30 protein-coding genes and 1 tRNA gene are annotated in these 25,965 nt (G+C 68.8%); 12 read left to right on the plus strand and 19 right to left on the minus strand.

The features are described from left to right. On the minus strand, nt 1-276 hold the full coding sequence (locus tag KYX17_RS00735; RefSeq protein WP_243224640.1) for a multidrug ABC transporter ATPase: 276 nt from the start codon (nt 274-276) through the stop codon (nt 1-3). Between the two features lie 92 nt (nt 277-368). Between KYX17_RS00735 and KYX17_RS00740 the strand changes: the two genes are divergently transcribed. Then, entirely contained in the window at nt 369-749 is a 381-nt protein-coding gene (locus KYX17_RS00740; protein ID WP_243224641.1) for a cold-shock protein, read from the plus strand. Then, on the plus strand, nt 733-1,377 hold the full coding sequence (locus KYX17_RS00745) for a DUF3027 domain-containing protein (RefSeq protein WP_243224642.1): 645 nt from the start codon (nt 733-735) through the stop codon (nt 1,375-1,377). The genes KYX17_RS00740 and KYX17_RS00745 overlap by 17 nt, the downstream gene beginning before the upstream one ends. Nucleotides 1,378-1,571: 194 nt before the next feature. Here the strand turns inward: KYX17_RS00745 and serC are convergent, their stop codons facing one another. Further along, nucleotides 1,572-2,684 (minus strand): phosphoserine transaminase, encoded by a 1,113-nt coding sequence (serC, locus tag KYX17_RS00750; protein WP_243224643.1) that lies wholly within the window; start codon nt 2,682-2,684, stop codon nt 1,572-1,574. Between the two features lie 100 nt (nt 2,685-2,784). On the opposite strand from serC, the gene KYX17_RS00755 reads away from it, so the two are divergent. The 5 genes from KYX17_RS00755 to KYX17_RS00775 all read left to right on the plus strand — a co-directional run bounded on the left by KYX17_RS00755 (nt 2,785) and on the right by KYX17_RS00775 (nt 7,279). Next, a complete protein-coding gene (locus tag KYX17_RS00755) occupies nt 2,785-3,486 on the plus strand; it encodes a metal-dependent transcriptional regulator (RefSeq protein WP_243224644.1) in 702 nt (233 codons plus the stop codon). Between the two features lie 349 nt (nt 3,487-3,835). Continuing rightward, the gene (locus tag KYX17_RS00760; protein WP_243224645.1) at nt 3,836-4,573 is read left to right on the plus strand and encodes a M23 family metallopeptidase; all 738 of its coding nucleotides are present in this window, start codon (nt 3,836-3,838) and stop codon (nt 4,571-4,573) included. Between the two features lie 307 nt (nt 4,574-4,880). Continuing rightward, nucleotides 4,881-5,378, plus strand: a complete 498-nt coding sequence (locus tag KYX17_RS00765; protein WP_243224646.1) for an HNH endonuclease — start codon at nt 4,881-4,883, stop codon at nt 5,376-5,378. Nucleotides 5,379-5,446: 68 nt separating this feature from the next. Beyond that, nucleotides 5,447-5,518: transfer RNA gene (locus tag KYX17_RS00770), tRNA-Arg, on the plus strand. A 285-nt stretch (nt 5,519-5,803) separates the two neighbouring features. Then, on the plus strand, nt 5,804-7,279 hold the full coding sequence (locus KYX17_RS00775) for a VaFE repeat-containing surface-anchored protein (protein WP_243224647.1): 1,476 nt from the start codon (nt 5,804-5,806) through the stop codon (nt 7,277-7,279). 65 nt (nt 7,280-7,344) lie between these two features. Here KYX17_RS00775 and KYX17_RS00780 read toward each other — a convergent pair whose 3' ends face one another. From KYX17_RS00780 to KYX17_RS00805, 6 genes are all read right to left on the minus strand, one after another. Beyond that, on the minus strand, nt 7,345-7,629 hold the full coding sequence (locus KYX17_RS00780) for a hypothetical protein (protein WP_243224648.1): 285 nt from the start codon (nt 7,627-7,629) through the stop codon (nt 7,345-7,347). A 52-nt stretch (nt 7,630-7,681) separates the two neighbouring features. After that, nucleotides 7,682-8,044: an alpha/beta fold hydrolase gene (locus tag KYX17_RS00785; RefSeq protein ID WP_243226136.1), complete on the minus strand. Its 363-nt coding sequence runs from the start codon at nt 8,042-8,044 to the stop codon at nt 7,682-7,684. Nucleotides 8,045-8,147: 103 nt separating this feature from the next. Continuing rightward, entirely contained in the window at nt 8,148-8,627 is a 480-nt protein-coding gene (locus KYX17_RS00790; protein ID WP_243224649.1) for a ferritin-like domain-containing protein, read from the minus strand. A 122-nt stretch (nt 8,628-8,749) separates the two neighbouring features. Beyond that, nucleotides 8,750-9,145 carry a hypothetical protein gene (locus KYX17_RS00795; protein ID WP_243224650.1) on the minus strand — a complete coding sequence of 132 codons (396 nt, stop codon included), beginning with the start codon at nt 9,143-9,145 and terminating at the stop codon, nt 8,750-8,752. Between the two features lie 91 nt (nt 9,146-9,236). Beyond that, a complete protein-coding gene (locus KYX17_RS00800; RefSeq protein WP_243224651.1) occupies nt 9,237-9,995 on the minus strand; it encodes a gamma-glutamyl-gamma-aminobutyrate hydrolase family protein in 759 nt (252 codons plus the stop codon). Nucleotides 9,996-10,038: 43 nt separating this feature from the next. Continuing rightward, nucleotides 10,039-11,574 carry a 2-isopropylmalate synthase gene (locus tag KYX17_RS00805; protein WP_374208923.1) on the minus strand — a complete coding sequence of 512 codons (1,536 nt, stop codon included), beginning with the start codon at nt 11,572-11,574 and terminating at the stop codon, nt 10,039-10,041. Between the two features lie 249 nt (nt 11,575-11,823). On the opposite strand from KYX17_RS00805, the gene KYX17_RS00810 reads away from it, so the two are divergent. Both KYX17_RS00810 and KYX17_RS00815 read left to right on the plus strand, forming a co-directional pair. Continuing rightward, nucleotides 11,824-12,492 carry a FadR/GntR family transcriptional regulator gene (locus KYX17_RS00810; protein ID WP_243224653.1) on the plus strand — a complete coding sequence of 223 codons (669 nt, stop codon included), beginning with the start codon at nt 11,824-11,826 and terminating at the stop codon, nt 12,490-12,492. Further along, on the plus strand, nt 12,489-13,286 hold the full coding sequence (locus tag KYX17_RS00815; RefSeq protein ID WP_243224654.1) for an ABC transporter ATP-binding protein: 798 nt from the start codon (nt 12,489-12,491) through the stop codon (nt 13,284-13,286). The genes KYX17_RS00810 and KYX17_RS00815 overlap by 4 nt, the downstream gene beginning before the upstream one ends. A gap of 9 nt (nt 13,287-13,295) precedes the next feature. Here the strand turns inward: KYX17_RS00815 and KYX17_RS00820 are convergent, their stop codons facing one another. From KYX17_RS00820 to idi, 8 genes are read right to left on the minus strand one after another with little or no spacing between them, the layout of a single operon-like run. Then, on the minus strand, nt 13,296-15,476 hold the full coding sequence (locus tag KYX17_RS00820; RefSeq protein ID WP_243224655.1) for an efflux RND transporter permease subunit: 2,181 nt from the start codon (nt 15,474-15,476) through the stop codon (nt 13,296-13,298). A 41-nt stretch (nt 15,477-15,517) separates the two neighbouring features. After that, nucleotides 15,518-16,384, minus strand: coding sequence for a prenyltransferase (locus KYX17_RS00825; protein ID WP_243224656.1), 867 nt, complete (start codon nt 16,382-16,384; stop codon nt 15,518-15,520). Continuing rightward, nucleotides 16,384-16,725: a lycopene cyclase domain-containing protein gene (locus KYX17_RS00830; protein WP_243224657.1), complete on the minus strand. Its 342-nt coding sequence runs from the start codon at nt 16,723-16,725 to the stop codon at nt 16,384-16,386. The genes KYX17_RS00825 and KYX17_RS00830 overlap by 1 nt, the downstream gene beginning before the upstream one ends. After that, complete coding sequence (locus KYX17_RS00835) at nt 16,722-17,054, minus strand: lycopene cyclase domain-containing protein (protein ID WP_243226137.1); 333 nt, start codon at nt 17,052-17,054, stop codon at nt 16,722-16,724. Before KYX17_RS00835 ends, KYX17_RS00830 begins: the two co-directional genes overlap by 4 nt. After that, nucleotides 17,054-18,655 (minus strand): phytoene desaturase family protein, encoded by a 1,602-nt coding sequence (gene crtI, locus KYX17_RS00840; protein ID WP_243224658.1) that lies wholly within the window; start codon nt 18,653-18,655, stop codon nt 17,054-17,056. The genes KYX17_RS00835 and crtI overlap by 1 nt, the downstream gene beginning before the upstream one ends. Beyond that, on the minus strand, nt 18,652-19,572 hold the full coding sequence (locus tag KYX17_RS00845; RefSeq protein ID WP_243224659.1) for a squalene/phytoene synthase family protein: 921 nt from the start codon (nt 19,570-19,572) through the stop codon (nt 18,652-18,654). The genes crtI and KYX17_RS00845 overlap by 4 nt, the downstream gene beginning before the upstream one ends. Continuing rightward, nucleotides 19,569-20,645 carry a polyprenyl synthetase family protein gene (locus KYX17_RS00850; RefSeq protein ID WP_243224660.1) on the minus strand — a complete coding sequence of 359 codons (1,077 nt, stop codon included), beginning with the start codon at nt 20,643-20,645 and terminating at the stop codon, nt 19,569-19,571. Before KYX17_RS00850 ends, KYX17_RS00845 begins: the two co-directional genes overlap by 4 nt. A gap of 3 nt (nt 20,646-20,648) precedes the next feature. After that, nucleotides 20,649-21,170: an isopentenyl-diphosphate Delta-isomerase gene (gene idi, locus KYX17_RS00855; RefSeq protein ID WP_243224661.1), complete on the minus strand. Its 522-nt coding sequence runs from the start codon at nt 21,168-21,170 to the stop codon at nt 20,649-20,651. An 88-nt stretch (nt 21,171-21,258) separates the two neighbouring features. Here idi and KYX17_RS00860 point away from each other — a divergent pair, with 88 nt between their 5' ends. Continuing rightward, a complete protein-coding gene (locus KYX17_RS00860) occupies nt 21,259-21,885 on the plus strand; it encodes a MarR family winged helix-turn-helix transcriptional regulator (RefSeq protein WP_243226138.1) in 627 nt (208 codons plus the stop codon). 43 nt (nt 21,886-21,928) lie between these two features. Here the strand turns inward: KYX17_RS00860 and KYX17_RS00865 are convergent, their stop codons facing one another. Together KYX17_RS00865 and KYX17_RS00870 are read right to left on the minus strand one after the other, a co-directional pair. Beyond that, on the minus strand, nt 21,929-22,276 hold the full coding sequence (locus KYX17_RS00865; RefSeq protein WP_243224662.1) for an Lsr2 family protein: 348 nt from the start codon (nt 22,274-22,276) through the stop codon (nt 21,929-21,931). An 89-nt stretch (nt 22,277-22,365) separates the two neighbouring features. Next, nucleotides 22,366-23,223: a LuxR C-terminal-related transcriptional regulator gene (locus KYX17_RS00870; RefSeq protein WP_243224663.1), complete on the minus strand. Its 858-nt coding sequence runs from the start codon at nt 23,221-23,223 to the stop codon at nt 22,366-22,368. Between the two features lie 107 nt (nt 23,224-23,330). Between KYX17_RS00870 and KYX17_RS00875 the strand changes: the two genes are divergently transcribed. Next, nucleotides 23,331-23,678, plus strand: coding sequence for a DUF485 domain-containing protein (locus tag KYX17_RS00875; RefSeq protein WP_243224664.1), 348 nt, complete (start codon nt 23,331-23,333; stop codon nt 23,676-23,678). Beyond that, complete coding sequence (locus tag KYX17_RS00880) at nt 23,675-25,309, plus strand: cation acetate symporter (protein WP_243224665.1); 1,635 nt, start codon at nt 23,675-23,677, stop codon at nt 25,307-25,309. Before KYX17_RS00875 ends, KYX17_RS00880 begins: the two co-directional genes overlap by 4 nt. Nucleotides 25,310-25,374: 65 nt before the next feature. On the opposite strand, the gene KYX17_RS00885 is transcribed toward KYX17_RS00880, so the two are convergent. Beyond that, nucleotides 25,375-25,908, minus strand: coding sequence for a methylated-DNA--[protein]-cysteine S-methyltransferase (locus KYX17_RS00885; RefSeq protein WP_243224666.1), 534 nt, complete (start codon nt 25,906-25,908; stop codon nt 25,375-25,377). Nucleotides 25,909-25,965: the final 57 nt, after the last annotated feature.

Below are 25,965 nucleotides of genomic sequence, written 5' to 3' on the forward strand. Positions count from 1 at the left end.
TCAGGAGCGCTTGGTCGCGCGTCCCTTCCGCACGAAGCTCATGATCAGCAGCGTGATGATCAGCACGAACGCGATCGGAAGGCCCCATTGGGGGACGGCCGCGACGACCGGCCAGACGCCGGTGCCGAAGTCCTCGTGCTGCATTCCCACCGCCGTGGCGATGATGATCGCGAAGAAGCAGATGACCGACAGGGCGGCCAGGGTGAGCGCGGTGAAGGCGAGGATGCGATCCACCGCGCGGACCGGCACGTCCGGTCCGGAGTTCTGCGTGCTCATCCGTCTCAGCCTAGTCCCTCGTTCCCCGGTAGGCTGGAGGGAGGTGCGCGGGGGCGCACCCGATTTCCGATCGCAACACAGTGAGGTTCTCCATGCCCACCGGCAAGGTCAGGTTCTACGACGACGAGAAGGGGTTCGGCTTCATCGCCAGCGATGACGGCCAGGACGTCTTCCTGCACGCCTCCGCTCTCCCCGCAGGAGCGACGGTGAAGGCCGGCAGTCGCGTCGAGTTCGGCGTCGCCGACGGCAAGCGCGGACTGCAGGCGCTGTCCGTGCGCGTGCTCGAGGCACCGGTGAGCCTGTCCAAGGCCAAGCGCAAGCCGGCGGATGACATGGCGATCATCGTCGAGGACCTCGTGAAGCTGCTCGACGGCATCGGCGGAGACCTGCGCCGCGGACGCTATCCGTCCTCCAGCCACGGTCGGAAGATCGCGGCCGTGCTGCGCAAGGTGGCCGATGACCTCGACGCCTGAGCCCGATGCGCGTCTGATCGACGCCCGTGATCTCGCACTCTCCGCGCTGCACGAGATCACGGCTCCGTCGACCGTCGGTCCCGCCGCGGGTCACCTGGTCGAGGAGGACGGCTCACTGTCCCTGCGCTTCGAGAACCGGCTGGCCGGATATCCCGGCTGGTACTGGACGGTGACCGTGGCGCGCGTCGACGACGAGGAGCCGACCGTGCTCGAGGTCGAGCTGCTGCCCGGTGACGGCGCGCTGCTCGCGCCGGACTGGGTGCCGTGGGCCGAACGCCTCGCGGAGTACCGTGCGCACCAGGCGGAGCTCGCCGAGCAGGCGGCCGCCGAGGCATCCGCCGCGGTCGTGGACGACGACGCCGAAGAGGACGTCGATGACGAGGACGCCGACTCGGAGGACGACTTCGACGACGACCTGGATCTGGACGCCGAGGCCGATGAGGACGTCGAGGACGACCTGGACCTCGACGAGGACGCCGTCTCGCCGCGCCTGCACGCCGGCGATCTCGACGGCGTCGACATCGACGAGCTCGACGATTCCGCGCCCGACGAGGATGAGGACGAGCTCTCGGACGAGGATGAGACCGAGCTCTCCGACGAGGACGAAGTCTCCGACGAGGAGGAATGACCCCGGATGCCGCGCGCTGCGGCATCCGCTGCTCTCGCGTCACGCTGCTGTGACCGGTGTCGTGCGGCTCGTGCCCTGCGTCGCGCTGCCATTACCTGCAGACGCCGCTCATTCCGCGACGCTCGGATCGGAAGCGCGAAACCGGGATCAGTGCGATCCCGGGATCAGCAGCGTGAGATCCGGACGCCGCAGGCTCACGCCTGCGTGTGCTCCAGGACGTAGTCGATCGAGCGGATGAGCTGGCGGACATCATCCGGCTCGATGGAGACGAAGGTCGCGATGCGCAGCTGGTTGCGACCGAGCTTGCGGTAGGGCTCGGTGTCCACGATGCCGTTGGCGCGGAGGGTCTTGGCGATCGCTGCCGCGTCGATGCTGTCGTCGAAGTCGATCGTCGCGACGACGGGGGAGCGGTGCGCCGCCTCGGCGACGTACGGCGTCGCGACGTCGGACGCCTCGGCCCAGTCGTACAGTGCCTGGGAGGATTCGGATGTGCGCCCGCCCGCCCACGCGAGTCCGCCGTTGCCGTTGATCCACTGCAGCTGGCTGTCCAGCAGGTGCAGGGTGGTCAGCGCCGGCGTGTTCAGCGTCTGGTTCAGGCGCGAGTTGTCGACCGCGTTCTTGAGGCTGAGGAACTCGGGGATGTAGCGACCGGATGCCGCGATCCGCTCGATCCGCTCGATGGCCGCCGGTGACACCGCGGCGAACCAGAGCCCGCCGTCGGAGCCGAGGTTCTTCTGCGGGGCGAAGTAGTAGACGTCGGCCTGGGTGACGTCGAAGTCGATGCCGCCGGCAGCGCTCGTCGCGTCGATGACCGTCAGTGCGCCCTCGGCCGCCACGCGCTCGACCGGAGCGGCGACGCCGGTGGAGGTCTCGTTGTGAGGCCAGGCGTACACGTCCACGCCGTCCACGATCTCGGCAGCGGTGCGCGATCCGGGTTCCGCGTTGCGCACATCCGGCGCCTGCAGCCACGGCGCTGCCGCGGCCTTGGCGAACTTGCCGCCGAACTCGCCGAACACGAGGTTCTGCGCTCGGTTCTGGATCAGGCCGAACGCCGCGGCATCCCAGAACGCGGTCGACCCGCCGTTGCCGAGGATGATCTCGTAGCCCTCCGGAAGGCGCAGGAGCGAGGCGAGCTGCTCTCGGACGCTGCCGACGAGGTTCTTCACCGGGGCCTGGCGGTGGGACGTGCCGAGGATCGATCCGCCGGACGACACCAGTGCCTCGAGCTGCGCGGGGCGCACCTTGGACGGTCCGCATCCGAAGCGGCCGTCGACGGGCAGGAGGTCTCGGGGAATCTCGATCGCCATGGGTCGATTCTAGGACCCGCGCTCCATGCTGTTTCCCCCGGTGACGCCGCTGATGTCGGAACAGGAATGTAGGCTTGCCTAAGAACCTTCGGAGGGCCAGATGACCGACCTGATCGACACCACGGAGATGTATCTCCGCACCATCCTCGAACTCGAGGAGGAGAACATCGTGCCGCTGCGCGCGCGGATCTCCGAGCGGCTGGGTCACTCCGGTCCGACGGTGTCGCAGACGGTGGGCCGCATGGAGCGCGACGGCCTTGTCGTCGTGTCCGAGGACCGCACCCTCGAATTGACGGACGCCGGGCGCCGCAAGGCCGTCGACGTGATGCGCAAGCACCGGCTGGCCGAGCGCCTGCTGTCCGACGTGATCGGGCTCGACTGGGCGTACGTGCACGAAGAGGCCTGCCGGTGGGAGCACGTCATGAGCGAACAGGTCGAGCGTCGTCTCGTCGAGCTGCTCGGCCACCCGACCGAATCGCCGTACGGCAACCCCATCCCCGGGCTCGACCAGCTCGGCGATCTTCCTGCGCGGACGTTCGATGAGGGCGTGATCGGTCTCGTGCAGAAGCTCAACGCCGCGGAGGAGTCGACGGAGGGGACGGTGCGCCGCCTCGCCGAGCCCGCGCAGGTCGATCCGGAGCTGCTCGAGCAGCTGCGCGGTGCGGGCGTGGTGCCCGGGGCGCGCGGGTCGTACCGATACAACGAGGGCTACGTGCTGATCCAGATGGACGGCAGCGACGAGGGACTCGAGCTCCCGGTCGAGCTCGCTTCGCACATCTTCCTCGTGCGCGACGAGGCCTGATTCCGCCGGTCGCGGATGCGCGGCATCCGGGTTCGGATGATTGCCAGGTTCGCAGGGTGACAGAATCGTTATCTTCCGGTAACCTCGGTCAGGTCGTCCGCGAAGAAGCCCGCAGGCGATGACCGTGAAGATCGCCTCACCGGCTCGTCGTCTTCACGGGAACAGAACGCACAGTGCCCGAGCTACACACGTGCCCCGACAGCAGAGTGCCGACGAGCCAGCGCAACCCGAGCGCCGAGGCGCAGGAGGATCACTGATCTTGGCCACAGACATCGAATCGCCCGAGAAGTCAACCGAAAAGCGCACCCTCGCCCGTCGTGGCGCGGGTCGAAGCGGGCGCAAGGTGTCCGTGAAGAAGCCACTGCGATCGATCGCCATCTTCGGCGCGGTCGGTGCCCTGGTCGCCGCGGTCGCCCTGCCCGCGTATGCGTCCACGACTCCGACGACCGAGGCGGCGACCACGCTGCAGCAGGTCGCGATGGATGACGCGCAGTCCCTCGTCGTCGCGTCCGAGGCGACGTCCGCACCCATGGATCGCGGCAACTACTCGGCCACCACCCCTGAAGAGATCGCGCAGAAGAAGGCCGAGGAGGCCGCCAAGGCGCGTGCCGCGGCCGCGGCCAAGGCGGCGGCCTCATCCTCGCCCTCGTCGTACAGCACCGCCGGAGTCGCGCTCGTCGCTCCGGGATCCGGCCAGGTGCGCAACCCGGTCGGCGGCTCGTACTACGTCAGCCGCACGCTCAGCGGCAGCCACAACGGCGCCGACATGGTGGGCGACGCCGGCACTCCGCTCTACGCGGCCGCCGCCGGCACGGTCCGCATCTCGACGGACAGTTACTACGGCTACGGCGTCGGTGTCGTCATCGACCACGTGCTCGGCGGCCAGCAGGTCTCGACGCTCTACGGCCACATGATCTACGGCTCGCGTCAGGTCCAGGCGGGGCAGACCGTCCAGGCCGGGCAGCTGATCGGATTCATGGGCAGCACCGGGCGCTCGACCGCCAACCACCTCCACTTCGAGGTGCGCATCGGCGGAGGGCTCGTCGAGCCGATCGGCTGGCTCAACGCCAACGGCGCTCCTGCCTGATCGCCATCGACACGCCCCTCGGCGTTCACTGGGCGTTTCGCCGATACTCGGGCTGATGGGTTAGCCTGATCCCGTTGTCGCACAGGCGGGAGTGGCTGATGGACCGAATACCGGGCATCCGAACCATGGATGCGCTCGGCCTTCTGGTGCTTCGGCATTGCCCGCAGGGATGCCACGGTGCAACCGTGCGTGAAAGGCGCTGTCTCTAGAGACGGCGCCTTTTCTCGTCCCTGCGTTCCTCCGCCCGCGCGGCCTCGTGTGAGTCGAGAGTGCCGGGAAGCCGTCCCGGCGTATCGAGAGGATGAAGATGCGCACACTGGTGCTGAACGCCGGATACGAACCCCTCGCCGTGGTGTCCTTCAAGAGAGCGCTCGTGCTCGTCATGAACGACAAGGCGACCGTGATCGAGCACGTGGAAGGCGATCCGGTCTGGGCCAGCCACGGCTCGTTCGACCGCCCGGTCGTCATCATCCTCAGCCGCTACGTGCGGGTTCCCTCCACCCGTCGTGTCCCGGTGACCAGGCGCGGCGTGCTCCGTCGAGACAACCAGCGCTGCGGGTACTGCGGCAAGGCGGCCTCCACGATCGACCACGTCCTGCCGCGCTCGCGAGGAGGGGCGGACTCCTGGGAGAACCTGGTCGCCTGCTGCCTGCGCTGCAACAACATCAAGAGCGACCGGACTCCGCAGGAGATGGGGTGGGAACTGCGGTTCACGCCGCGCCCTCCGCGAGGTACGAGCTGGACCGTGCGCGGCACGGAGCGCAGCGATCCGCGGTGGGAGCCGTATCTCGCGCTTGCGGCGTGACCGCCGAGTCGTTCGCGGACACCGGACGAGGGGGAACCTCGTCCGGCCTGGGTAGACTGGTCGAGCCAGCCTCTGTAGCTCAATGGAAGAGCAGTTGCGTCCTAAGCAAACGGTTGGGGGTTCGAGTCCCTCCAGGGGCACCGTCTGTTCTCTCGCGAAGAGGTCGCGGGTTCTTCACCCTGTCGCTCCGGCCGGCTCCCCGCACACGAGAATGGCGACGGAATCGGCGTAATGAACTGACCGTCGTCGAGTCTCTTCGAGTGCGTGGGGGAGCGACGATCCCGTGCGACACCGGATCTCATAGTCGAGCAGTACCGAGCACAAGGGCCGTGATGGTGACAGACAACAACAAACGATGGGGAGTGGGCCGAACCGGGGCCTGGATCGCCGCGGCAGCGGTGGCACTGAGTGCACTTGCTGCCCCGATGGCTGCGACAGCCGCGCCAGCCGTGGATCTCGAGACGGGGGACACGGTCTATATCGGCGGCAAGCAGGGCTATGGCGGCACGGGCGTGTTCCCGCTGTGGCCGGGCGATGCTCAGGACGGCGACCCTCTCTTCTGGGCGTATTGCCTGGAGAACCAGGTCGACGCGAGGACCAGCGCGACAGGGGTGGTCGGTGACGTAGGGGACTACGTCGGCACCAACTACTTCACGGACCCGACGGTACAGGGCAAGGTCCTGTGGGTGCTCGCGAACAGCTACCCTGCGCTCTCGCTCGACGAGTTCGGTACCGCCGCGGGCGTTCCGGAGATCTCCCGCAACGACGCGATCGAGGCGACGCAGTATGCCATCTGGCGATACACCGACCTGACGTTCGATGCGAACTGGGACTTCGAGACGCAGGATTCCGCGGATGCGTACTGGTACTTGATCAACGGTGCGAACGCCTCTTCGGGTCTGAGTCCCGATGACTTCGAAGTGACCGCGTCCGTCGAGTCGCCCCCCACGCCGCAGACAGCCGATTCCCTGGTCGGGCCGTTCACCGTCACGACCAACCAGTCGACCGTATCGGTCAGCAGCGACGGAGATGCGGTGATCACCGACGCCGTGGGGAACCCCATCGACACGGATGCCGTGGTCGACGGGCAGCAGCTCTACCTCGACCTGCGAGGCACGAGCGCAGCGGGCTCTGCCACCATCACCGTCAGCGCCCGGGGGTCGAGCAGCACGGGGAACATCATCTCCGTCCCCACCGTCGCCGGCACGACCCCGACGGAAGAGGACCACGCGCAGAGCCTCATCCTGGTCACGCCGAGTGAGACCACGACGACGGCCCAGGGCACCGTCGAATGGGCGGCATTGCCGGTTCCAGCGATCAGGACGTCATTGGTGGACGCGGCTGATGGTGATCGGGTGCTGCCGTGGAGCGGAGGATCGGTGACGGACACGGTCGCGTTCCAGAATCTCACGCCGGGCACGGAGTACACGCTGACGGGTGAGCTCATTCGGAAGGCGGACGGTTCGACGACGGGCATCACGGGCTCGACGACGTTCACGCCGACCGAGCCCGACGGCAGCGTCGAGGTGTCGTTCGTGGTTCCCGAGGGATTCGCCGGTGAGGTCCTGGTCGCTTTCGAGCGTCTGTTCCTGGGGGAGGCGACGGGCGATCCTGTCGCCGTCCACGAGGACATCGATGATCCGGCTCAGACCGTCACCGTCGAGGAGGCGCCCGTCACCCCGACGGAGCCGAGCACGCCGTCCCAGCCGAGCACGCCGTCCCAGCCGAACTCGCCGACGCAGCCGAACTCGCCGACGCAGCCGGATGCCTCGGAGCCGTCGGAGGGACGGCTCGCGACGACGGGAGCCACGCTTCCTGACGTCGGTGTCGCAGCGGCGGCGATCATGGTGGCGCTGGGGACAGCCCTTCTTCGGATGCGCCGGGCGCGCTCCGAACTCTGAGTCGTTCTGACCGCAACAGCAGGCCCGGCATCCTTCGATGCCGGGCCTCTGCGCTTCCTCCCTGATCAACGAGGCAGCGCTGCGGCCGGCGAGAGGAACTCTCTCAGATCTGCGACGAGCGCCCCGCTGGCCTCCTCGGCCACGTGATGCCCGCTGTCGATACGAGCCTCCTTCGGCTCTGCGATCGTCCAAGGGCGCCAGACGGCGAGCGGATCGTCGTACAGCGACAGGAGGTCATCACGGAGAGACCAGATGAGGAGGGTCGGCGACGCGATCCTGCGCCCGGCGGCGCGGTCGGCGTCCTCGTGCTCCCTGTCGATCGTCAGCCCCGCCCGGTAGTCCTCGAGCATCGGCGAGGATCACACGCTCCGGGATCTGCGGCTGCGCGAAGAAGAACCAGTGTCACCACGCGGTGGCGAAGCGGTCATCGGCTCGACGAAGATGCTCGCTGATCGGCAGACAGTCCACGAGCGCCAGCCGTCGCACCGCCTCCGGATGGTCGAGCGCCAGTCGAAGGGCGACATAGCTCCCGCGGTCGTGCCCGACGAGGTCGAAGCGACCATGGCCCAGCTCGCGAGCGACCTGCAGCATGTCGTTCGCCATCACGCGTTTCGAGGCCTGTGAATGATCCGCCGCCGGTGGTGGCGCAGTCGATGCTCCGTACCCCCGAAGGTCCGGGCAGATCACGGTGAACCCGAGGTCCACGAGAAGGGGAGCCACGCGATGCCAGGTGGACGATGTGCGCGGATGGCCGTGCAGAAGCATCACTGCAGGTCCTTCGCCGCCGAATCGGCAGAAGATGGTCGCGTCGTCCGTCCGGACGTGCGCCTCGGAGAATCCGGAGAACACCGCGTCCTGGAACCGGTCCTCAGCCTGCCATCGCCTGGAGACGCGTGCGGAGCTCCTCGCTGGTGTGGGTCTCCTGATCGAGATTCTGCTGGAGCAGCTTCGCCGCCTCCGTGCTCTGTGCGTTCACGGCGAGGATCAGGGACGTGTACGCGGCGATCTCGTAGTGCTCGTTCCCCAGCGCGGAGGCGAGTGCGACCTGATCGCGCAAGGCGGGGGCGGCGCGCTTGATCAGCGATTCGGCCTGGCGCGAGATGCCCTTCGTGCTCGGCGACGGAGCCGTCGATTCCGGCAGCTCCAGAACGCGGAACACCTGCTGCAGATTGGCGATCTGCTCCCGGGTCTCCTCCTGATGGTGCCGGAACAGCTTCTTCACATCCGTCGACTTCGCGGCGCCGGCGAGCTCCTTCAGCGCGGCCAGGGAGTCGTTCTCCATCGTCAGTGCTGTGCGGAGCTGGAAGCGGATGAGGTCCTGCGGGGATTCGAGCACCGTCTGGGACATGGCCATTCCTTTCGTCGGAGGACTCACCGTACGGTGCTCGCGCCAGACGCCATGAGGGGCTTGATTTCCGCGTCGCGGAGCACTATCGCGTCCGTGAACGGGGTCGCTCCGCAGGGCCGGCGTCAGGCCACGAGCGGCAGCAAGGACGCCAGGAAACCCAGGATCGCGGCGCCGAGCATGACGGCCGCGAGCACCAGGCAGACGCGCACGGGCGGAGACCGCTTCTCGAATCGCATGCGCTCCGGATCCCGCGTGGAGACGAAGCCGGGCACGGTCGTGCGATCGGCGTACGTCGCGTGCTCCCGCACGCTCAGCGGACGCGTGCAGGTGCGCCCCTGGACGCTCCAGAGCGCGAAACTGCGGTCGTCGATGTCGTCGAGGATCGTCACGGAGGCCGGGGCGTACGCCCCCTCGGCCAGGCGGATCATGAGACCGATCGCCAGCAGCGGGATGCCCGCCAGCACGCCGATCCAGGACAGCAGGTCGCCGATCGTGCCGACGACGTCGACCGCGCTCATGAGCCGGAACCGGATGCGAACAGGCTCGTTGTCACGCGGCTTCCTTCCGACCTGCGCACACGCTGCGCTTCCTCGACGTTAGCGCACGCCGTCACGCCCGACGCGCCATGGTCGCCGTCCCGCGCACCGGTGCCCTCCGCGCCTGTCGCTCGAGTCGGCGCAGCAGCGGCGTGAGCTGCTGCTCGGCGGTCGACGGATGCTCGGGATGCCATTGCACCCCGGTGATCGGCGCGGTCTCGTGCACGACCGCCTCGACGACGCCGTCGCCCGCGCGAGCGGCGACGCGCAGCCCCGCCCCCAGCGCGTCGACGGCTTGATGGTGCGTGCAGAGCACCGGGAGGTCAGCATCCACGTCGCCGGCGAGATCCACGTCGTTCTCGAGCCGCACGTGCGACCGCACGAACGGATCCGTGCCTCGACCGCGGTGCCGTTCCACGGTGGGCAGATGCTGCACGAGCGTTCCACCGAGCGCGACGTTGATCACCTGGAGTCCGCGGCAGATCCCGAGCACGGGCTTTCGCTGCTGCAACGCCTCGAGGACGACCGCGATATGCGTGCTGTCCGTACGCGGCTCGTGGTGTCCGGAACCCGGGTACTCGACTCGGTCGCCGTACAGCCGCGGATCGACGTCCTCGCCGCCCATGAGGACGATGAGGTCGGCGCGGCGCGCGGCCGCATGGGTCTCGGCGGTCGCGATCTCCGCGGTCGGCACCAGGATCGGCTCCCACCCCAGACGGATTACGGACTGCGCCGCCGACGCGTTCAGCGCGTCGAGCTCGGCCTGATATCCGGCCGCGTGCGGCCTGCGGGTGCGCAGGTGCAGGAGCGCGACTCGATGGGTGGTGGGCATTGCGTCTCCGGTCGTTCCCGGTCCGTGTCACCCACACGAACCCTCAGTGCTGCGGAATCACAGCCATCCTGTCGCCCGGGCTTTGCGCGGCGGCGTCGGGGGCGTTACCGGGATGTTTCGGCGTGCGCACGGCGCACCATCGGATGCCGTCCGCGGACCGGAACTCGATCACCGTCAGCGCCGCGGAGCCGATCGGCCGCACGTCGTGTCGCGTGAGGACTTGTTCCGTGTGAGGGGCCGCGTCCACGACATAGGCGGCTTCGAAGAGCGCCCACAGCCGTCCGGCCGTCACCTCCTCGCCATGCGCGTCCGCGTCCGCCTGCACGTGGCGGGCGAAGTCGATCTGCATCCGCCGCGGGAGTGTCACCCCGAACGCGGACTCGAGCAGGTGGGCGATCCCGCCCTTGCCCGACTGCGAGTTCACCCGGATCACCGCGTCGTAGTCGCGACCGAGGTCCCCGGGGTCGACCGGCAGGTACGGGACCAGCCACGCGGCCTCCCGCTCGGGCGTCCCTTCGGCCGCAGCACGCTCACGGTGCTCGGCGAATCCCTTGCGGATCGCATCCTGGTGCGTGCCGCTGAACGCCGTGTGCACGAGATCACCGACATAGGGATGCCGCGGATGCACCTCGATGCGGTTGCACTCCTCGACGGTGCGGCGGATCTCGTCGATGTCCGAGAAATCGATCATGGGGTCGACGCCCTGCGCGTGCAGGTTCAGCGCGAGGGTCGCAATGTCCACGTTCCCGGTGCGCTCGCCGTTGCCGAACACGCACCCCTCGACGCGCTCGGCTCCGGCCAGCACCGCCAGCTCGGCGCAGGCGACGCCGGTGCCTCGGTCGTTGTGCGGATGCACGGACAGGATGACGCCGTCGCGCCGTCCCAGATTGCGGTGCATGTACTCGATCTGATCCGCGTACACATTGGGCGTCGCGATCTCCACGGTCGCCGGGAGATTCAGGATCACCGGGCGCTCGGGAGCGGCATCCCACAGGGTGGTCATGGCGTCGCACACGTCGAGGGCGTAGTCCGGCTCGGTGAGGTTGAAGACCTCCGGGGAGAACTGGAACCGGACATGCGGGAGATCGCCCGCGAGCGCGAGCACGTCGCGGCCGGCATCCAGGATCAGTCTCTTGAGCTCCTCGCGGTCTCGCCCGAGCACGACGTCTCGCCAGGTCGGTGCCGTCGCCGTGTACACGTGGATGACCACGGGGTTGCGGATGCCGCGGATGGACGCGACCGTCTGCTCGATGAGATCGCGGCGGGCGGCCGTGAAGACGACGATCGTGACATCCTCGGGGGCGAGGTCCGACTCGGCGATGAGCCGGACGAAGTCGAAGTCGGTGCGGGATGCCGAGGGGTACCCGACCTCGATCTCCTTGTAGCCCATGGCGACGAGCAGTTCGAAGAACCGTCTCTTGCGCTGCGGGTCCATCGGCTCGGCGAGCGCCTGGTTGCCGTCGCGCAGGTCGACCGGGACCCACAGGGGTGCGTGAGTGAGCCGTCGCGACGGCCATGTCCGCTCGGTCAGCGGCACGGCGACGCGATCGAACACCGACGCGTATCGGTACGAGGGCATCTGAGAACGCTGCTGGCGGTTCCAGTGCGGTGCGGACGCGGGGACGCCGCCGGCGGGTGTGGACAGGGTGGGGAAGGCGATGGACATGATTCCTCGGCACGTCGAAGGGGATCGACCGGTCGGCGACGACGCCACGACGGGGATCCGGTCTGGTCACGACCCGTCGTGGCGACGAAGGAGGAGGAGCCCGATGTGCATGGCGCTACGTTAGCAACTCCTCAGACAAGTTGACAAGTTAGGATGATGCGCATGGTTCAGATCCGCCGCACGCCGCTCGCCGATCAGGCTGCAGATCTCCTGCTCGACCGCATCCGCTCGGGGGAGTGGGTGCTCGGGCAGAAGCTGCCGGGGGAGACGACACTCGCCCCGCAGCTGGGAGTCGGCCGCTCGACGGTGCGCGAGGCGATCCGTCAGCTCGCCGGTCGCGGCGTTCTCGCCGCGAGGCAGGGGTCGGGCGTCTACGTCCTCGCGCTGGACGCCCCCGAGGATTGGGACGCCGTGCTGCGCCGCGCCGACATCGCCGCCGTCATCGAGGCGCGCATCGCCATCGAGAGCGAAGCGGCGTCACTCGCCGCCAAGCGTCGAACGGCGACCGACCTGCGCACGATCCGTCGAGCCCTCACGGGCCGCGACAACGACGCCGAGGGCATCGAGGCGCATGTGGACGCGGACACGGCCTTTCATCGCAGCATCATCGCCGCCGCACACAATCCGATCCTGCTCGAGCTGTTCGACGGGTTCACGCCGCGCCTGCGGCAGGCCATGGTCGAGATGCTGCGCCTCCGGCCGCTCCACAGCGGGCCCGCCGACCAGGAGCGCCACGCGCGGCTCGCCGATGCGGTCGCCGCGAGGGACGCCGGCGCAGCGGCATCCGAGAGCAGAGCGCACCTGAACGAGCTGAAGAAGGGTCTGCGATGAGCGACGAGGTCCTGCGGCTCGATGCCGTCACCTTCCGGCGCAACGGCACGCACATCCTGCGCGGCATCGACCTCGTCGTCCACCGCGGCGAGCACTGGGCCCTGTTCGGACCGAACGGTGCAGGCAAGAGCACGATCCTCGGTTTCTGCGGAGCACAGACGCACCCCACCTCGGGGACCGTCGACGTGCTCGGCCGCCGGCTCGGACGCGTGGACATGCAGGAGCTGCGACGGCACATCGGGCATGTCAATCCGCGACATCCGATCCGCATGCCGCTGACCGCCCTGGACGTGGTGCTCACCGGCTTCACCGGAACCATCGATCAGGCGATCCGCTGGTCCCCGTCGACGGCGGAGCGGAGCCGCGCGACGGAACTGCTCGCGATGGTGGGGCTGCATGATCGCGCCGAGCTCATCTGGCCGACCATGTCGCAGGGCGAGCGGGGCCGGACGCTCATCGCCCGTGCGCTCGCCGCCGATCCGTCTCTCCTCCTGCTCGACGAGCCGACCACGGGACTGGACGTCGCCGCGCGCGAGCAGCTGCTCGAGACGATCGACGACCTCTCCCGCACCGAGGCCGATCTCGCCTCGATCCTCGTGACGCATCATCTGGAGGAGCTCCCGGAGACGACGACCCACGCCATGGTCATCGCCGAGGGTCGGGTTCTCGCCGCGGGGCCGGTGGCGGAGACGATCACCTCGGAACTGATCAGCGACGCGTTCCGGCATCCCATCGATGTCGCCCATGACGACGGGCGTTGGAGCGCACGAGCGCGTCGGCGGACCGTGGTCTGACGCGAGCGCTCAGCGTTCGCCCCGGGACAGTCTCGAGGGCCACCAGATCGCTCGGCCGATGTCGTACGTCAGAGCGGGCACGAGCAGGGAGCGCACCACGAAGGTGTCGAGCAGAACGCCGAATGCGACGATGAACGCGAGTTGCACGAGGAACAGGATCGGGATCACCGAGAGCGCCGCGAACGTCGCGGCCAGCACCAGGCCGGCCGACGTGATGACTCCTCCGGTGATGGCGAGGCCCCGCAGGATGCCCTCCCGTGTCCCGTGCTTCAGCGACTCCTCGCGCACCCGTGTCATGAGGAAGATGTTGTAGTCGATCCCGAGCGCGACGAGGAAGACGAACCCGTACAGGGGCACCGCCGGATCGGCCCCGGGAAAGTGGAAGATCCCGTTGAACACGAGGGCAGAGACCCCCATGGCCGTTCCGAACGACAGCACCGTGGTGAGGATCAGCAGCACCGGCGCCAGGATCGAGCGCAGCAGCAGCATCAGGATCAGCATGATCACGACGAGGATCACGGGGATGATGAGCGTGCGGTCATGGATCGACGCGTCGTTCGTGTCGACTGCCGTCGCCGTGACCCCGCCGACGAGAGCGCCGGTGCCGTCGAACTCGTCGCGCAGTTCGCGGACCGTGGCGGCGGCGGCATCCGAATCCGCGGCATCCGTGAGCGTCGCCTGGAGGAGGACGTCGCCGTCGACCACCGTGGGATCCGGAGCGGGCGCGCCCGGCGCCCCGACGGGCTGGATGCCGTCCTCGGTGACCGGAGCAGTGCCGCTCGGGGAGTCCGCCGCCGTCACCGACACGGACTCCACGCCGCTGTTCGCGAGCAGCACGTCCGCGGCGTCCTGCAGCGCGTCCTCCGGCACGACGACGTAGGCCGGGCTGCCCGACCCGCCGGGGAAGTGCTCGCCCAGCGCCTCCTGACCGTCCCGCGCCTGGGACGAGCCGAGCACGAGAGCCGACTGCGGGACTCCCGACGCGTTCAGCTGGGTGACTCCGGCAGCACCGGCCAGCAGCACGAGGGTCGTCACGATCCAGATCACGCGCGGGCGTCGGCTGATGAGGCCGGCCAGGCGGGTCCAGAGTCCCTGGGCGGGCATGCCGTTCTCGGCCGCGACGACCTCCGGCTCGAACGCGGGACGGCGCGGCCAGAACGCCGCTCGACCGAACAGGAGCAGCAGGGCGGGCAGCAGGGTGAGCGCCGAGAGCATGGCGAACACGATGCCGATCGACGCCACCGGACCCAGCGTGCTGTTGGACTTCAGATCGCTCAGCAGCAGGCACAACAGTCCGGCGATCACGGTGCCGCCGGACGCGAGGATCGGTTCGAAGGATCCCTTCCACGCGCCGAGCACGGCGGCGCCGGTGTCCTTCGTCGCGCGCAGCTCCTCGCGGAAGCGGGCGACGAACAGCAGCGCGTAGTCCGTGGCGGCGCCGATCACGAGGATGAACAGGATGCCCTGGGTCTGTCCGCTCAGCAGCAGGATCTCGGCCTTCGCGAGCCACCACACCGTCAGCAGGGCGACGCACAGGGCGAACAGGCTCGTCGCCAGCACGACGACCGGAAGCAGGAGAGACCGGTACACGAGCACCAGGATCACGAGCACCGCGAGCAGCGCGACGCCCAGCAGCAGTCCGTCGATGCCGGCGAAACCCGCCACGAGGTCGGCGCTGAATCCGGCGGGACCGGTGATGAACACGGTCACGCCCGCGGGCGCGGCGTCCGAGAGCTCGGTCTCGAGCGCGGACACCGTCTCGCCGAGGTCGGCTTCGCTGAGCACCGGGATGAACGCCTGCGCGGCCATGCCGTCCTCGGAGACCAGCGCGGGGGAGACCTCCGCGCCGACGCCCTCGATCTCGGGGGCATCCACCACGGCATCCGAGATCTCATCGAGCTGTGCCTGCGTGAGCTCCTCGTCGCCGACGAACACCGCGATCGCCGGGATCGCATCGGTGTCGTTGAACTCGCCGAGCAGCTGCTGCACCTCGGTCGCCTCGGCGCTCTCCGGCAGATAGCTGGTCTGGTCGTTCGATGAGACCTCGTCGACCTTGCCGAACAGCGGCCCTCCGAACGATGCGGCCGTGAGCCAGACCAGGATCAGGGCGACCGGGAGGAGGACCCGCGCCCAGGAGTGCTTGCGCACGCGGGTGCGGGTGCGAGGCGCGGAGGCGGTCGTGCGGGGCATGGAGGCCTTTCGGTTGCGTGCGGATCGGAGACGCCGGGGCGTCAGCCCAGCCAGGCGAGGATGAGGATCAGGGTGGCGAGGAAGCCGGCGCCGTAGTTCAGGGCGATGAAGCGGCGCCACGCGCGATTCGTTCGGGCGGCGGTCTCGTCGGTCACGTTCCACCAGGGGACGGCGTTGATGAGGTACGGGATCGCGAGAACGGCGGCGAGGGGAGCCGGCCACGCGGCAGGCAGGACGGTCAGCGCGGCCGCTGCCCAGAGGATCACAGCCAGACGCACGGTGGTGCGGGCGCCGAGAGCGGTGGCGATCGAGCCGATGCCCGCCTCGCGATCCGGCACGACGTCCTGGACGGCGCCGAACGCGTGCGCCGCCATCCCCCACAGGAAGAAGGCGACGAGGATCAGGATGAGATCGATGCTGACCGATGCACCCGCCAGGGCCAGGCCCACGATGGCCGGACTCGTGAAGTGCGTGCTCGAGGTGATCGAGTCCAGCACCGGCCGCTCCTTGAACCGCAACGGCGGTGCCGAGTAGGCGACCACGGCGAACACGCTGAGAGCCAGCCACGCCGCCGACGCGGGCGTCCCGACGGCCAGGAGGAAGACGAGGAAGGGGACGTTGCTCGCCGCCGCCGCCCACAGCGTGGCGCGATGCAGCCGCGGCGGCAGCAGGGCGCCTTCGATTCCGCCCTTGCGCGGATTGGCGGCATCGGATGCGTAGTCGAACACGTCGTTGATGCCGTACATGGCGAGGTTGTACGGCACGAGGAAGTACAGCACGCCCACTACGAAGACCGTGTCGACCTCGCGGGTCGTGAGAAGGTATGCCGCCCCGAACGGGAATGCGGTGTTGATCCAGCTGATCGGCCGCGAGGCCAGCAGGATCGTGGACAGAGCGCCGCGAATCATCAGCCCAGCCCCGCATCCGTCCCGATGCCGTCGGCCTCGGACGCTCGGCGCGTGCGCAGCAGGACCCAGACCGACGGGAGGAGGATCGCCGCGGCGATCGGATAGGCGAAGTCCTCGATCGGCGCGAGCCCGATCCGCAGTCCGGAGAGGTGAGGATCCGCGTAGGTGAAGAAACCCGCGCCGATCATGATCGAGTCGAACACGGCCGTGAGCACGAGGAGGGCGCCGAGCGCGAGACCGATCGCTCCGGCGCGCGGCAGGCGGCGAGCGCGCAGCGCCGCGAGTCCGGCCAGTGCCACGGCCAGTCCGAGGAAGACGAGCGACAGGAGCGCATAGGTCATGATGCCTCACCGCCCGACGCTCCTGTCAGCATGCGCTCGGCGCCCGCATAGAGCACCATCGTGCACACCACCAGGAAGACCAGGAAGACCGGCTCCTCGAGGGGGAGTTCCGGGGCGAGGAGGATGCCCGTGGCGTACGGGCTGTCTCCGCGGAGGAAGATGCCCAGCGAGATCCCGGCGAGATCCCACAGGACGAAGAACAGCAACCCGATCGCCGTGACGGTCAGGGCCGACCGCGCGTCCCGCCAGAAGAACAGGCGGTATCGCCAGTCGATCAGGAGCATGCACCCCAGGCTCGCAAGCAGCGCGAGGAGATAGATCGCGCCCATCACGCCGTCCCCGTCCCCGCTCGCGCCGCCCCCGCGCGCGCGGCGACGGGGCCCGGGCTGTGGTCCCCGCGGATCCGCTTGAGCACGAGCTCGGCGCTGATGAGGCACATGGGCACGCCGATTCCCGGCGCTGTGGTCGCACCGGCGTAGTAGAGACCGTCGACACGACGCGATGCGTTCTGCGCACGGAACATCGCGCTCTGAGACAGGACGTGCGCCGGACCCAGCATTCCTCCGCGCCAGGAGTGGTATTGGTCGGCGAAGTCGGCGGGCCCGAGCGTCTGACGCACGACGATCCGCTCGCGGAGGTCTCCGATCCCCGCCCACTCCGAGACGAGATCGATCGCGGCATCCGCAGCACGCTCGACCCTTTCGGACCCGGCACCGTCCGCGCCGCCATGGCCGATGCCGACGTCGGCAGGGACAGGGACGAGGACGAACAGGTTCTCGTGCTCGGCAGGCGCGACCGCCGGATCCGTCGCCGACGGCCTGCAGACGTAGATCGAGGCCGGGTCCGGGATCCGCGGTGCGCGTCCGAAGATCGCGTCGAAGTTCGCGTCCCAGTCCCGCGTGAAGAACAGGGAGTGATGGGCGAGCTCCGGCAGCGGTCCCCGCACCCCGAGCATGACGATCACGGCTCCCGGTCCGCTGATGCGCCGGTTCCACCACCTCTCGGGATAGGTGCGCAGGCTCGGGGGCAGCAGCTCCGTCTCCGTGTGGTGGAGGTCCGCCGCGGAGACGACGATGTCGGCGAGTTCGAGATGCTCCTCACCCGAGGCATCGATCCAGCGCACTCCCTGCGCGCGATCCCGTCCCGCGGCGGGCACGGTGAGGATGGTCGTCACCTCGGCGCCGGTGACGACCGAGGCTCCGTTCTCCTCCGCCAGCGCGCGGATGCGGTCGGCGACCGCCCAGAATCCGCCCTGGGGGTACTGCACGCCTTCGTCGAGATCGAGCGTGCTCATGAGGTGGTACATGGCCGGTGCACGGCGAGGGTCCGTCCCCAGGAACACCGCGGGATAGCCGAGGATCTGCCGGATCACCGGGTGCCGGAAGCGGCGCGCGGCGAAGGCGTCGAGCCGGCCGGCCAACAGGCGTGCCAGCCGGGGGAGTCGGCGCAGGATCTCCGGAGACGCGAGGTGCGACAGGCGCGTGAACGGGTTGTAGAGGAAATGCCGGACAGCCATCTCGTTCGCCTCGGCCGCCGATGCCAGGTACGCGGCGAGGCGGGGGCCCGCCCCGGGTTCGAGAGCGTCGAAGAGAGCGCGCACGCGGTCCGCTCCGGCCGGCACGCTCACCGGCGCAGACGCCTCCTCCGTCGCAGGCTCGGAGAACACGCGGTACGCAGGATCGAGGTCGACCAGGTCGAGCTGCTCGGCTGTCGTGGTGCCCATGAGATCGAAGAAGTGGTCGAAGACGCCGGGCATGAGATACCACGAGGGTCCGGTGTCGAAACGGAACCCATCGCGATCGAGCACTCCCACCCGTCCGCCTGCCCGGTCGTTCCGCTCGAGCACCGTGACGCGGTATCCGTCGCGGGCGAGCAGCCCCGCGGTGGCGAGTCCTGCGATGCCGCCGCCGATCACGATCACCCGGCTCATCGCCGCGGCTCCGCCCACGTGACGACGAGGGATCTCGCCGCGAGCAGGACCTTGACGGCGTCGGGAACGCGCACCCTCTTCTCGTACAGAGCGGCCGCGGGCAGGCGGGCGACGCGTGCGGCGAGCGACTCGAACAGCGCGAGCGCGCTGCGGACCGCGGCGCGCGCGTCCCGGGGGAGCAGAGGGATCGCCCGTCGGGCATCATCGAGCTGCGACCGCACCGTCCGGACCCAGGCGTCGCGATCCTCGTCGGTCAGGCGCCCGGAGCCGCCGAGATAGCCGCGATGCAGTCGTTCGGTGTCGTCAGCGATGTCGCGGAGGAAGTTCACGTTCTGGAACGCGGCGCCGAGCTGACGCGCCCCGGCCTCCAGTCGGTCGCGGTCGGCCTGTGGGGGGTTCTCGTCCCGCAGGAAGACGCGCAGGCACATCAGGCCGACGACCTCCGCCGATCCGTGGACGTAGCGGGCGTGCGCCTCGGCCGTGTAGGTCTGAAGGCTTCCGGGCGCGGACTTCTCGTCTGCGGTCGTGTCGGCGCGCATGGAGTCGAAGAACGGTCGCGTCAGGTCCTCGCCGATCCGGCATCGCGCCGCGGTCCGTGCGAACGCATGGATCACGATGTTGCTGCTGTACCCGGTCCGCATGGCCCGATGGGTCTCGTCGGCGTACGCGTCGAGCGCGGCGCGCTGCGCGGCCGGGTCGAGGCCGGCCTCCCTCGCGACGCCGTCGACGATCTCATCCGCGACGCGCACCAGGGCGTACACGTTCCGCACGTGTTGGCGATGGCGCCGCCCGAGCAGGCGGGTCGCGAGGCCGAACGACGTCGAGTACGCCCGGATGACGCCGGTGGCCGCGGTCTCGGCCGTCCGCGTGAATCGGGAAAGCGCCGGCGCGTCGTCCGGAGAGGCGGAGACAGTCATGACACACGCCCTTCGATGCGGGAGATCAGGTCGGCGAGCGTCTTTCTCGCGCTGGACGGCAGGAGGAGGTCGTCGTCAGCCAGGCCGGCCCGAGCCGCGGCGATCTGCTCTGCGACGAGCTGCTGCACGAAGGCTTCCGCCCCGCAGCGCCGAAGGTGTCCGCGGATCGCGGCGGCGCCGTCCGCGGTCAGATTCGGATCGCCCAACCCGGGGCGGATCGCCGTCCAGGCGCTCGTCATGCGGGCGTAGGCGATCAGTGCCGTCTCCTTGCCTTCGCGCAGATCGGAGTACGGCTCCTTGCCGTGCTCGGCGGCGTCCCCGAACACCGAGAGCGCATCGTCCTGCAGCTGGAACGCGATGCCCAGGTGCTGGGCGGTCGCGGCGAGGCGCGCTTCGATCGGTGGCGCAGCCCCGGCGAGGACCGCGGCGAGTCGCAACGGGAACTCGAAGGTGTACGTGGCGGTCTTGCGCGCCGTCATGGTCAGGATGGTCTGCAGATCGGGCGTGATCACCCCGTCGCTGAGCCCGACGTCCGCGTATTCGCCTGCCACCGTCTCGGCGATCGTGTGGTCCAGAAGGTCCAGTAGTCGGGTGCGCCGGTCAGCGTCGAGATCCAGTCGGGCGAACATCTGGTGCACAGCGGAGAGCAGCAGATCTCCCATGAGGACCGCTCCCGTGGTCGCCCAGTGGTCGGCCGCGCGACGGTCGAGACCGGGATTCGCGGAGCGCAGGGTGCCGATGAGATTCGGCTTTCCGCGGCGATGCGTGTCGCCGTCGATGACATCGTCGTGGAGCAGGAACGCGTAGTGCAGGATCTCGACGGCGGCGGCGAGCTCGATGACGACGTCGAGCGGGGGGCGTTCCGGCGCGCCGTCGAGGAGCCCGGCGTGCAGGTCCACCACCAGCCGTGGCCGCAGCAGCTTGCCGCCGAGCACGTGCTCCGCAGCGGAGCGCCAGAGCTGCGCATAACCTTCGCCGTAGTCGGCCGAACGTGCCGCGTTCGCCTCGAACACGGTCCGCACACGTGATTCCACCTGTTCGTGGATCTCTTCGCGGGTGACGGTGGCGTTCATGGGTCAGACCCTGCCCGCTGCGCGCAGAAGAGGCAACTGCTCTCGCAGCCAGGGGCTGAAGGCGAAGGGGGCGCTCGCGATCGCCGTGAGCAGGTCATCGGGCAGGACCCACGCCCACTCCATGACCTCCGCAGGGTCGGGGACAGGGTCCTCGTCGATCCGGGCCACGTGCACCGGGCAGATCTCGTTCTCGACGGTCCCGCCCGCGTCGACGGCGCGGTACCGGTAGTCGGGCAGAGCGGCGAGCACGTCGATCGGCGTGATCCCCAACTCTTCGCCGCCGCGCCGGATGACGGCATCCAGGAGGTCCTCATCGGGTCGTGGATGCCCGCAGAAGCTGTTCGTCCAAACGCCGGGCCAGGTGCGCTTGGACAGGGCTCTGCGGGTGACCAGCAACCGTCCGCTGCCGTCGAGCAGGTGACACGAGAACGCGAGGTGAAGCGGAGTCGTCGACGAATGGGCGTCGTCTTTCGGTGCTGTCCCGATCGCGGTGCCGTCCTCGGCGAGGAGAGTCACATACTCCACAGGGCCCTCCCTAGTATCGTTTATTGCTAGCCAAGCGAGAAATCAAGCTAGCATGAATGAACATCAGGAGTAAAGTGGCGAGGTGTCCATGGAAGACCGCGCGAACCCCCTCGAGTCCGTGCCCGCCGACACGTCATCTTCCACGCGCGACGGACTCGACCGATCCGCAATCTACGACGTCGACTCATCCGACCCGCGCCAGATGCTCGTGGACCGGTCAGGCATCGACGACGCCGACGTGCGTCAGATCACCGAGCTCATGAAGGCGCTCGGCGCCCTTCGGGAGGCGGAGCAGCGGCTCTCCGAGGCCTCGCGACGCTACATGCAGCTCAACGAGACCGACATGCGTGCACTGCACTACCTGATCGTGTGCACGCACAGGGAGATCATCGCCACGCCGGGAGGCATCGCGCAGCACCTGTCGATCTCCAGCGCCTCGACGACGAAACTGCTCGACCGTCTCGAGCGTGGAGGCCACATCGTGCGGGCCGCGCACCCCACCGATCGCCGCGCGCTCGCGATCACGATCTCGCCGGAGACCCACAGGGCCGCGATGGAAACCGTCGGGCGTCAGCAGGCGAAACGGTTCAATGCGGCCGCACGGTTGTCGTCATCCGAGCGGGAGGTGGTGATCCGCTTCCTGCGGGACATGACGGACGAGATCACCCTGCGCGACGAAGCCTGGGCGAGCGACGCAGCGCACGCCCAGGCCTGATCCGCGCGGGGAGCAGGCCTGATCCCCGCGGGAGGGAAGTGGATCAGTGCGCGGCGCGGTACGCCTCGACCACGGATTCGGGGATGCGACCGCGCTCGGACACCTTGTGTCCGTTCGCGTTGGCCCACTCCCGGATGGCGGCGGTCTCCGGATTGCGCGAGGCGGTGCGCTTGCGCGTCGACCCCGATCGCGCTGCCACGCCGACGGACGAACGACGCCCGGCCGCGATATAGGGTTCGAGCGCGGAGCGGAGCTCCTGCGCATTCTCGTTCGTCAGGTCGATCTCATACGAGATGCCGTTGAGCGAGAAATGCACGGTCTCGCCGTCACCGGCTTCGAGAAGAGTTCCGTCGAGGTCGTCCACAAGCTGGTGCACAATTCGTCGAGCCATTTCCCCATCCTATTCAGACGCCTCCGAACGGCCAAGGAATTCATTCTCTTTTCATGGAGAATGCGCTCGTCGCATCGGTCAGGAAGGAATCACGGAAGCAACCCCATGCGCCGCGCTTTCGCGACGGCGGCATGACGCGTCGAGGCGTCGAGTTTGGACATCGCCGTTCCGAGGTAGGCCTTCACCGTCCCTTCGCGCAGTCCCAACTGCGCCCCGATCTCGGCATTCGTCGCCCCCAGAGCGGCGCACGCCAGCACATCCGTCTCGCGGGGCGAGAGGTGAATGTGAGGGAGGGGACCCGTCGTGGTCGGCGGCTCGCCGCCGGCGAGCTGCAGCAGCCTCCGTTCGAGATCGCCGAGCCGTGCGCGCAGATCATCGTCGGAGACGGAGGCCGAGATGCTGCGCAGTTCGGCGAAGCTCTCCCGGAGTTCCTCGCGGCGCGAGGCGGTCATCGTCGGGCTCGGCGGTGCCATCGCCTGGAGGCGACGCCCCACCTCGTCGCGGATGCGCAACTCGGTGCTCACCGCCTCGGCCACGCTCATCGCGGGTGCCGTCGTCACGCCTCCGACAGGGGACTGCTCCCACGCGCCGGCGTAGAGGACGCCCCGGGCTCGCCCCGCCACCACGATCGGGATCGCGAGGAGCGTGCGGAGCCCCTCGCCGAGGACGAAGCCGTCGTAGTCGTGGGTGATCTGCCGGGATGTGCGGTAGTCGCTCGTCATCCGCGGACGCTGTTCGCTCATCGCGCGACCGCCGAGGCCGCGCTCCGGCCGGACCCGGAGCCCTTCGAGGCTGCGCGTGCGGGTTCCCACGATGCTCGTGACCGAGACCTCGCCGTCCTCGACGAGCCCCCCGAACGCGACAGGAAAGCGGGTGCGCCTGGCCAGCTCGCGCACGGCCTGTGCCACGAGCTCGGCGTCGGTCTCGTCGGAGACTGCCGGAATCACGGATACCTACTTTCGGGGGTGACGGCCCTGTTCCCCGTTTCGTAGCGTCGACCCTACCACCGGGCGGATCCCTCCGCCCGGGCTCGACCATGTGGCAAGGAGGCCTCATGACTGACCGAATCGAAGGCGAGTCGGCAGGACAGATCGACTACATCGCCGTCGAGGAATCGCCGAGATTCCAAGGACTCAAGCGAACGCAGAGATCATTCATCTTCCCGCTGGCTGCCCTTTTCCTGATCTGGTATTTCGTGTACGTGCTGCTCGCCGCGTTCGCTCCCGAATTCATGGGCCAGCGCGTGTGGGGTGATATCACGATCGGACTGCTTTTCGGACTCGGGCAATTCGTGTCGACATTCGCGATCACGATGGGATATGTCGCCTTCGCGAACAGGAAGCTCGATCCCGTCGCCGCAGAGATCCGTGACGAACTCGAGAAGGCGCAGGCCCAGGCATGAACCTCATCCCGATGGAGACGACGCCGACGGGCGCGAACAACCCGATCCTGAACATCTCGATCTTCGCGGCCTTCGTGGCCGTGACTTTGTTCATCGTCATCCGCGCGAGCCGCAACAACAAGACGGCGGCTGACTACTACGCGGCCGGTCGTTCGTTCACGGGCCCTCAGAACGGATTCGCCATCGCGGGGGACTATCTGTCCGCGGCGTCCTTCCTCGGCATCTGCGGTGCGATCGCCGTGAACGGCTACGACGGGTTCCTGTACTCGATCGGGTTCCTCGTGGCATGGCTCGTGGCCCTGCTGCTCGTCGCCGAGCTGATGCGCAACACCGGCAAGTTCACGATGGCGGATGTGCTGTCGTTCCGCCTCAAGCAGCGGCCGGTCCGGATGGCGGCCGCGATCACGACTCTCGCGGTGTGCTTCTTCTACCTCCTGGCGCAGATGGCGGGTGCGGGCGGTCTCGTCTCGCTTCTGCTGGGCATCGACGCCCGGATCGGGCAGTCCGCGGTCATCGCCGTCGTCGGGGCGCTGATGATCCTCTACGTGCTGATCGGCGGGATGAAGGGCACGACCTGGGTGCAGATCGTGAAGGCCGTCCTGCTCATCGCCGGAGCGCTGGCGATGGCGATCTGGGTGCTGGCATTGAACGGCTTCAGCCTCAACACGCTGCTGGAGTCCGCTGTGGAGGCCTCCCCGCAGGGCGACGCGATCCTGGCCCCTGGCCTGCAGTACGGCGCGAATCCCTGGGACTTCCTCTCGCTGGGCATGGCGCTCGTGCTGGGGACCGCCGGTCTGCCGCACGTGCTGATGCGCTTCTACACGGTCCCGACGGCGAAGGAGGCCCGCCGTTCCGTGGTGTGGGCGATCTGGCTCATCGGCGGGTTCTACCTGCTGACGCTCGTGCTCGGGTACGGTGCCGGAGCGCTCGTCACGCCCGAGGTCATCGTGAACGCCCCCGGCGGCGTCAACTCGGCCGCGCCGCTGCTGGCGGAGAGACTCGGCGGGCCACTGCTGCTCGGCTTCATCTCGGCCGTCGCCTTCGCGACGATCCTGGCGGTCGTCGCGGGCCTCACGATCACCGCCGCCGCGTCCTTCGCGCACGACATCTACGCCAACGTGATCCAGAAGGGCCGCAAGAAGTCGGACGGGACGCCGGCGGATGCCGACCCGAATGCCGAGGTGAAGGTGGCACGCCGCACGGTGGTCGTCATCGGCATCCTCGCGATCCTCGGCGGCATCGGGGCGCAGGGACAGAACATCGCGTTCCTGGTCGCCCTCGCCTTCGCCGTGGCGGCCTCGGCGAACCTGCCGACCATCCTCTACTCGCTCTTCTGGCGGCGTTTCAACACCCGGGGCGCGGTGTGGAGCATGTACGGCGGGCTCGGATCGGCGATCATCCTGATCGTCCTCTCCCCGGTGTTCTCGGGCTCCGAGACGGCGATGATCCCGCAGATCGACATCGCGATCTGGCCACTGAACAACCCCGGGATCGTCTCGATCCCGCTCGGGTTCCTGCTGGGATGGCTCGGCACGATCACGGCACGCGGCACCGAGTCGCGGGCGCTCGCCGCCGAGATGGAGGTGCGCTCCCTCACCGGATTCGGGGCCGAGAAGGCCGTGGAGCACTGACCCGCCGAGCGCGGACATTCGAGAAGGGGACGAGGACCCCGGCTGCCTACCGGCCGGGGTCCTCGTCACGCGGTGCGCGCCGCGGCCGAAGACGACTCGAGATCGATCAGGAACCGCTTGTGCTCTGGGTGAGCGCCGTATTGTCCCGCGCTCCCGTCGGCGCGCACCACGCGGTGCACGGGCACGATGATCGAGAAGGGGGTGAGACGACAGGCCGTTCCCACGGCGCGTGCGGCGCCGGGGCTCCCCGCCAGGACGGCGACCTCGCCGTAGCCGAGAGTCTGCCCCCAGGGGATCTCGCACACCGCGAGCAGGGCGTCGCGGTGGAACCCCTCGATCAGACGCCAGTCCAGCCGGATGTGTTCGTCGAAGCGGATGGGGACGCCGTCGAAGTACTCCTCGATGAGGTGCGCGAGTTCGTCCGCGGCACCGGGATCGGGTTCGGGCACGGTGTGCAGCCGCCGGGCGACGCCCTCCAGCAGCCAGGGGACGGTCGGGTCCTGCCCCTCGGAGAGGTCGAAGCTCACGACGCCGTCGTCGGAGAACACGACGAGGGCGTCGCCCAGCGGAGTGGGAACGAAGTCGTATCGGAAGTTCATGCCTCCATCCTGCTCGCCCCGAGGGCGTCGGTTTGGTCGCGGAGCCGCGATCGGGGG

It is taken from the genome of Microbacterium sp. CIAB417, assembly GCF_022788845.1.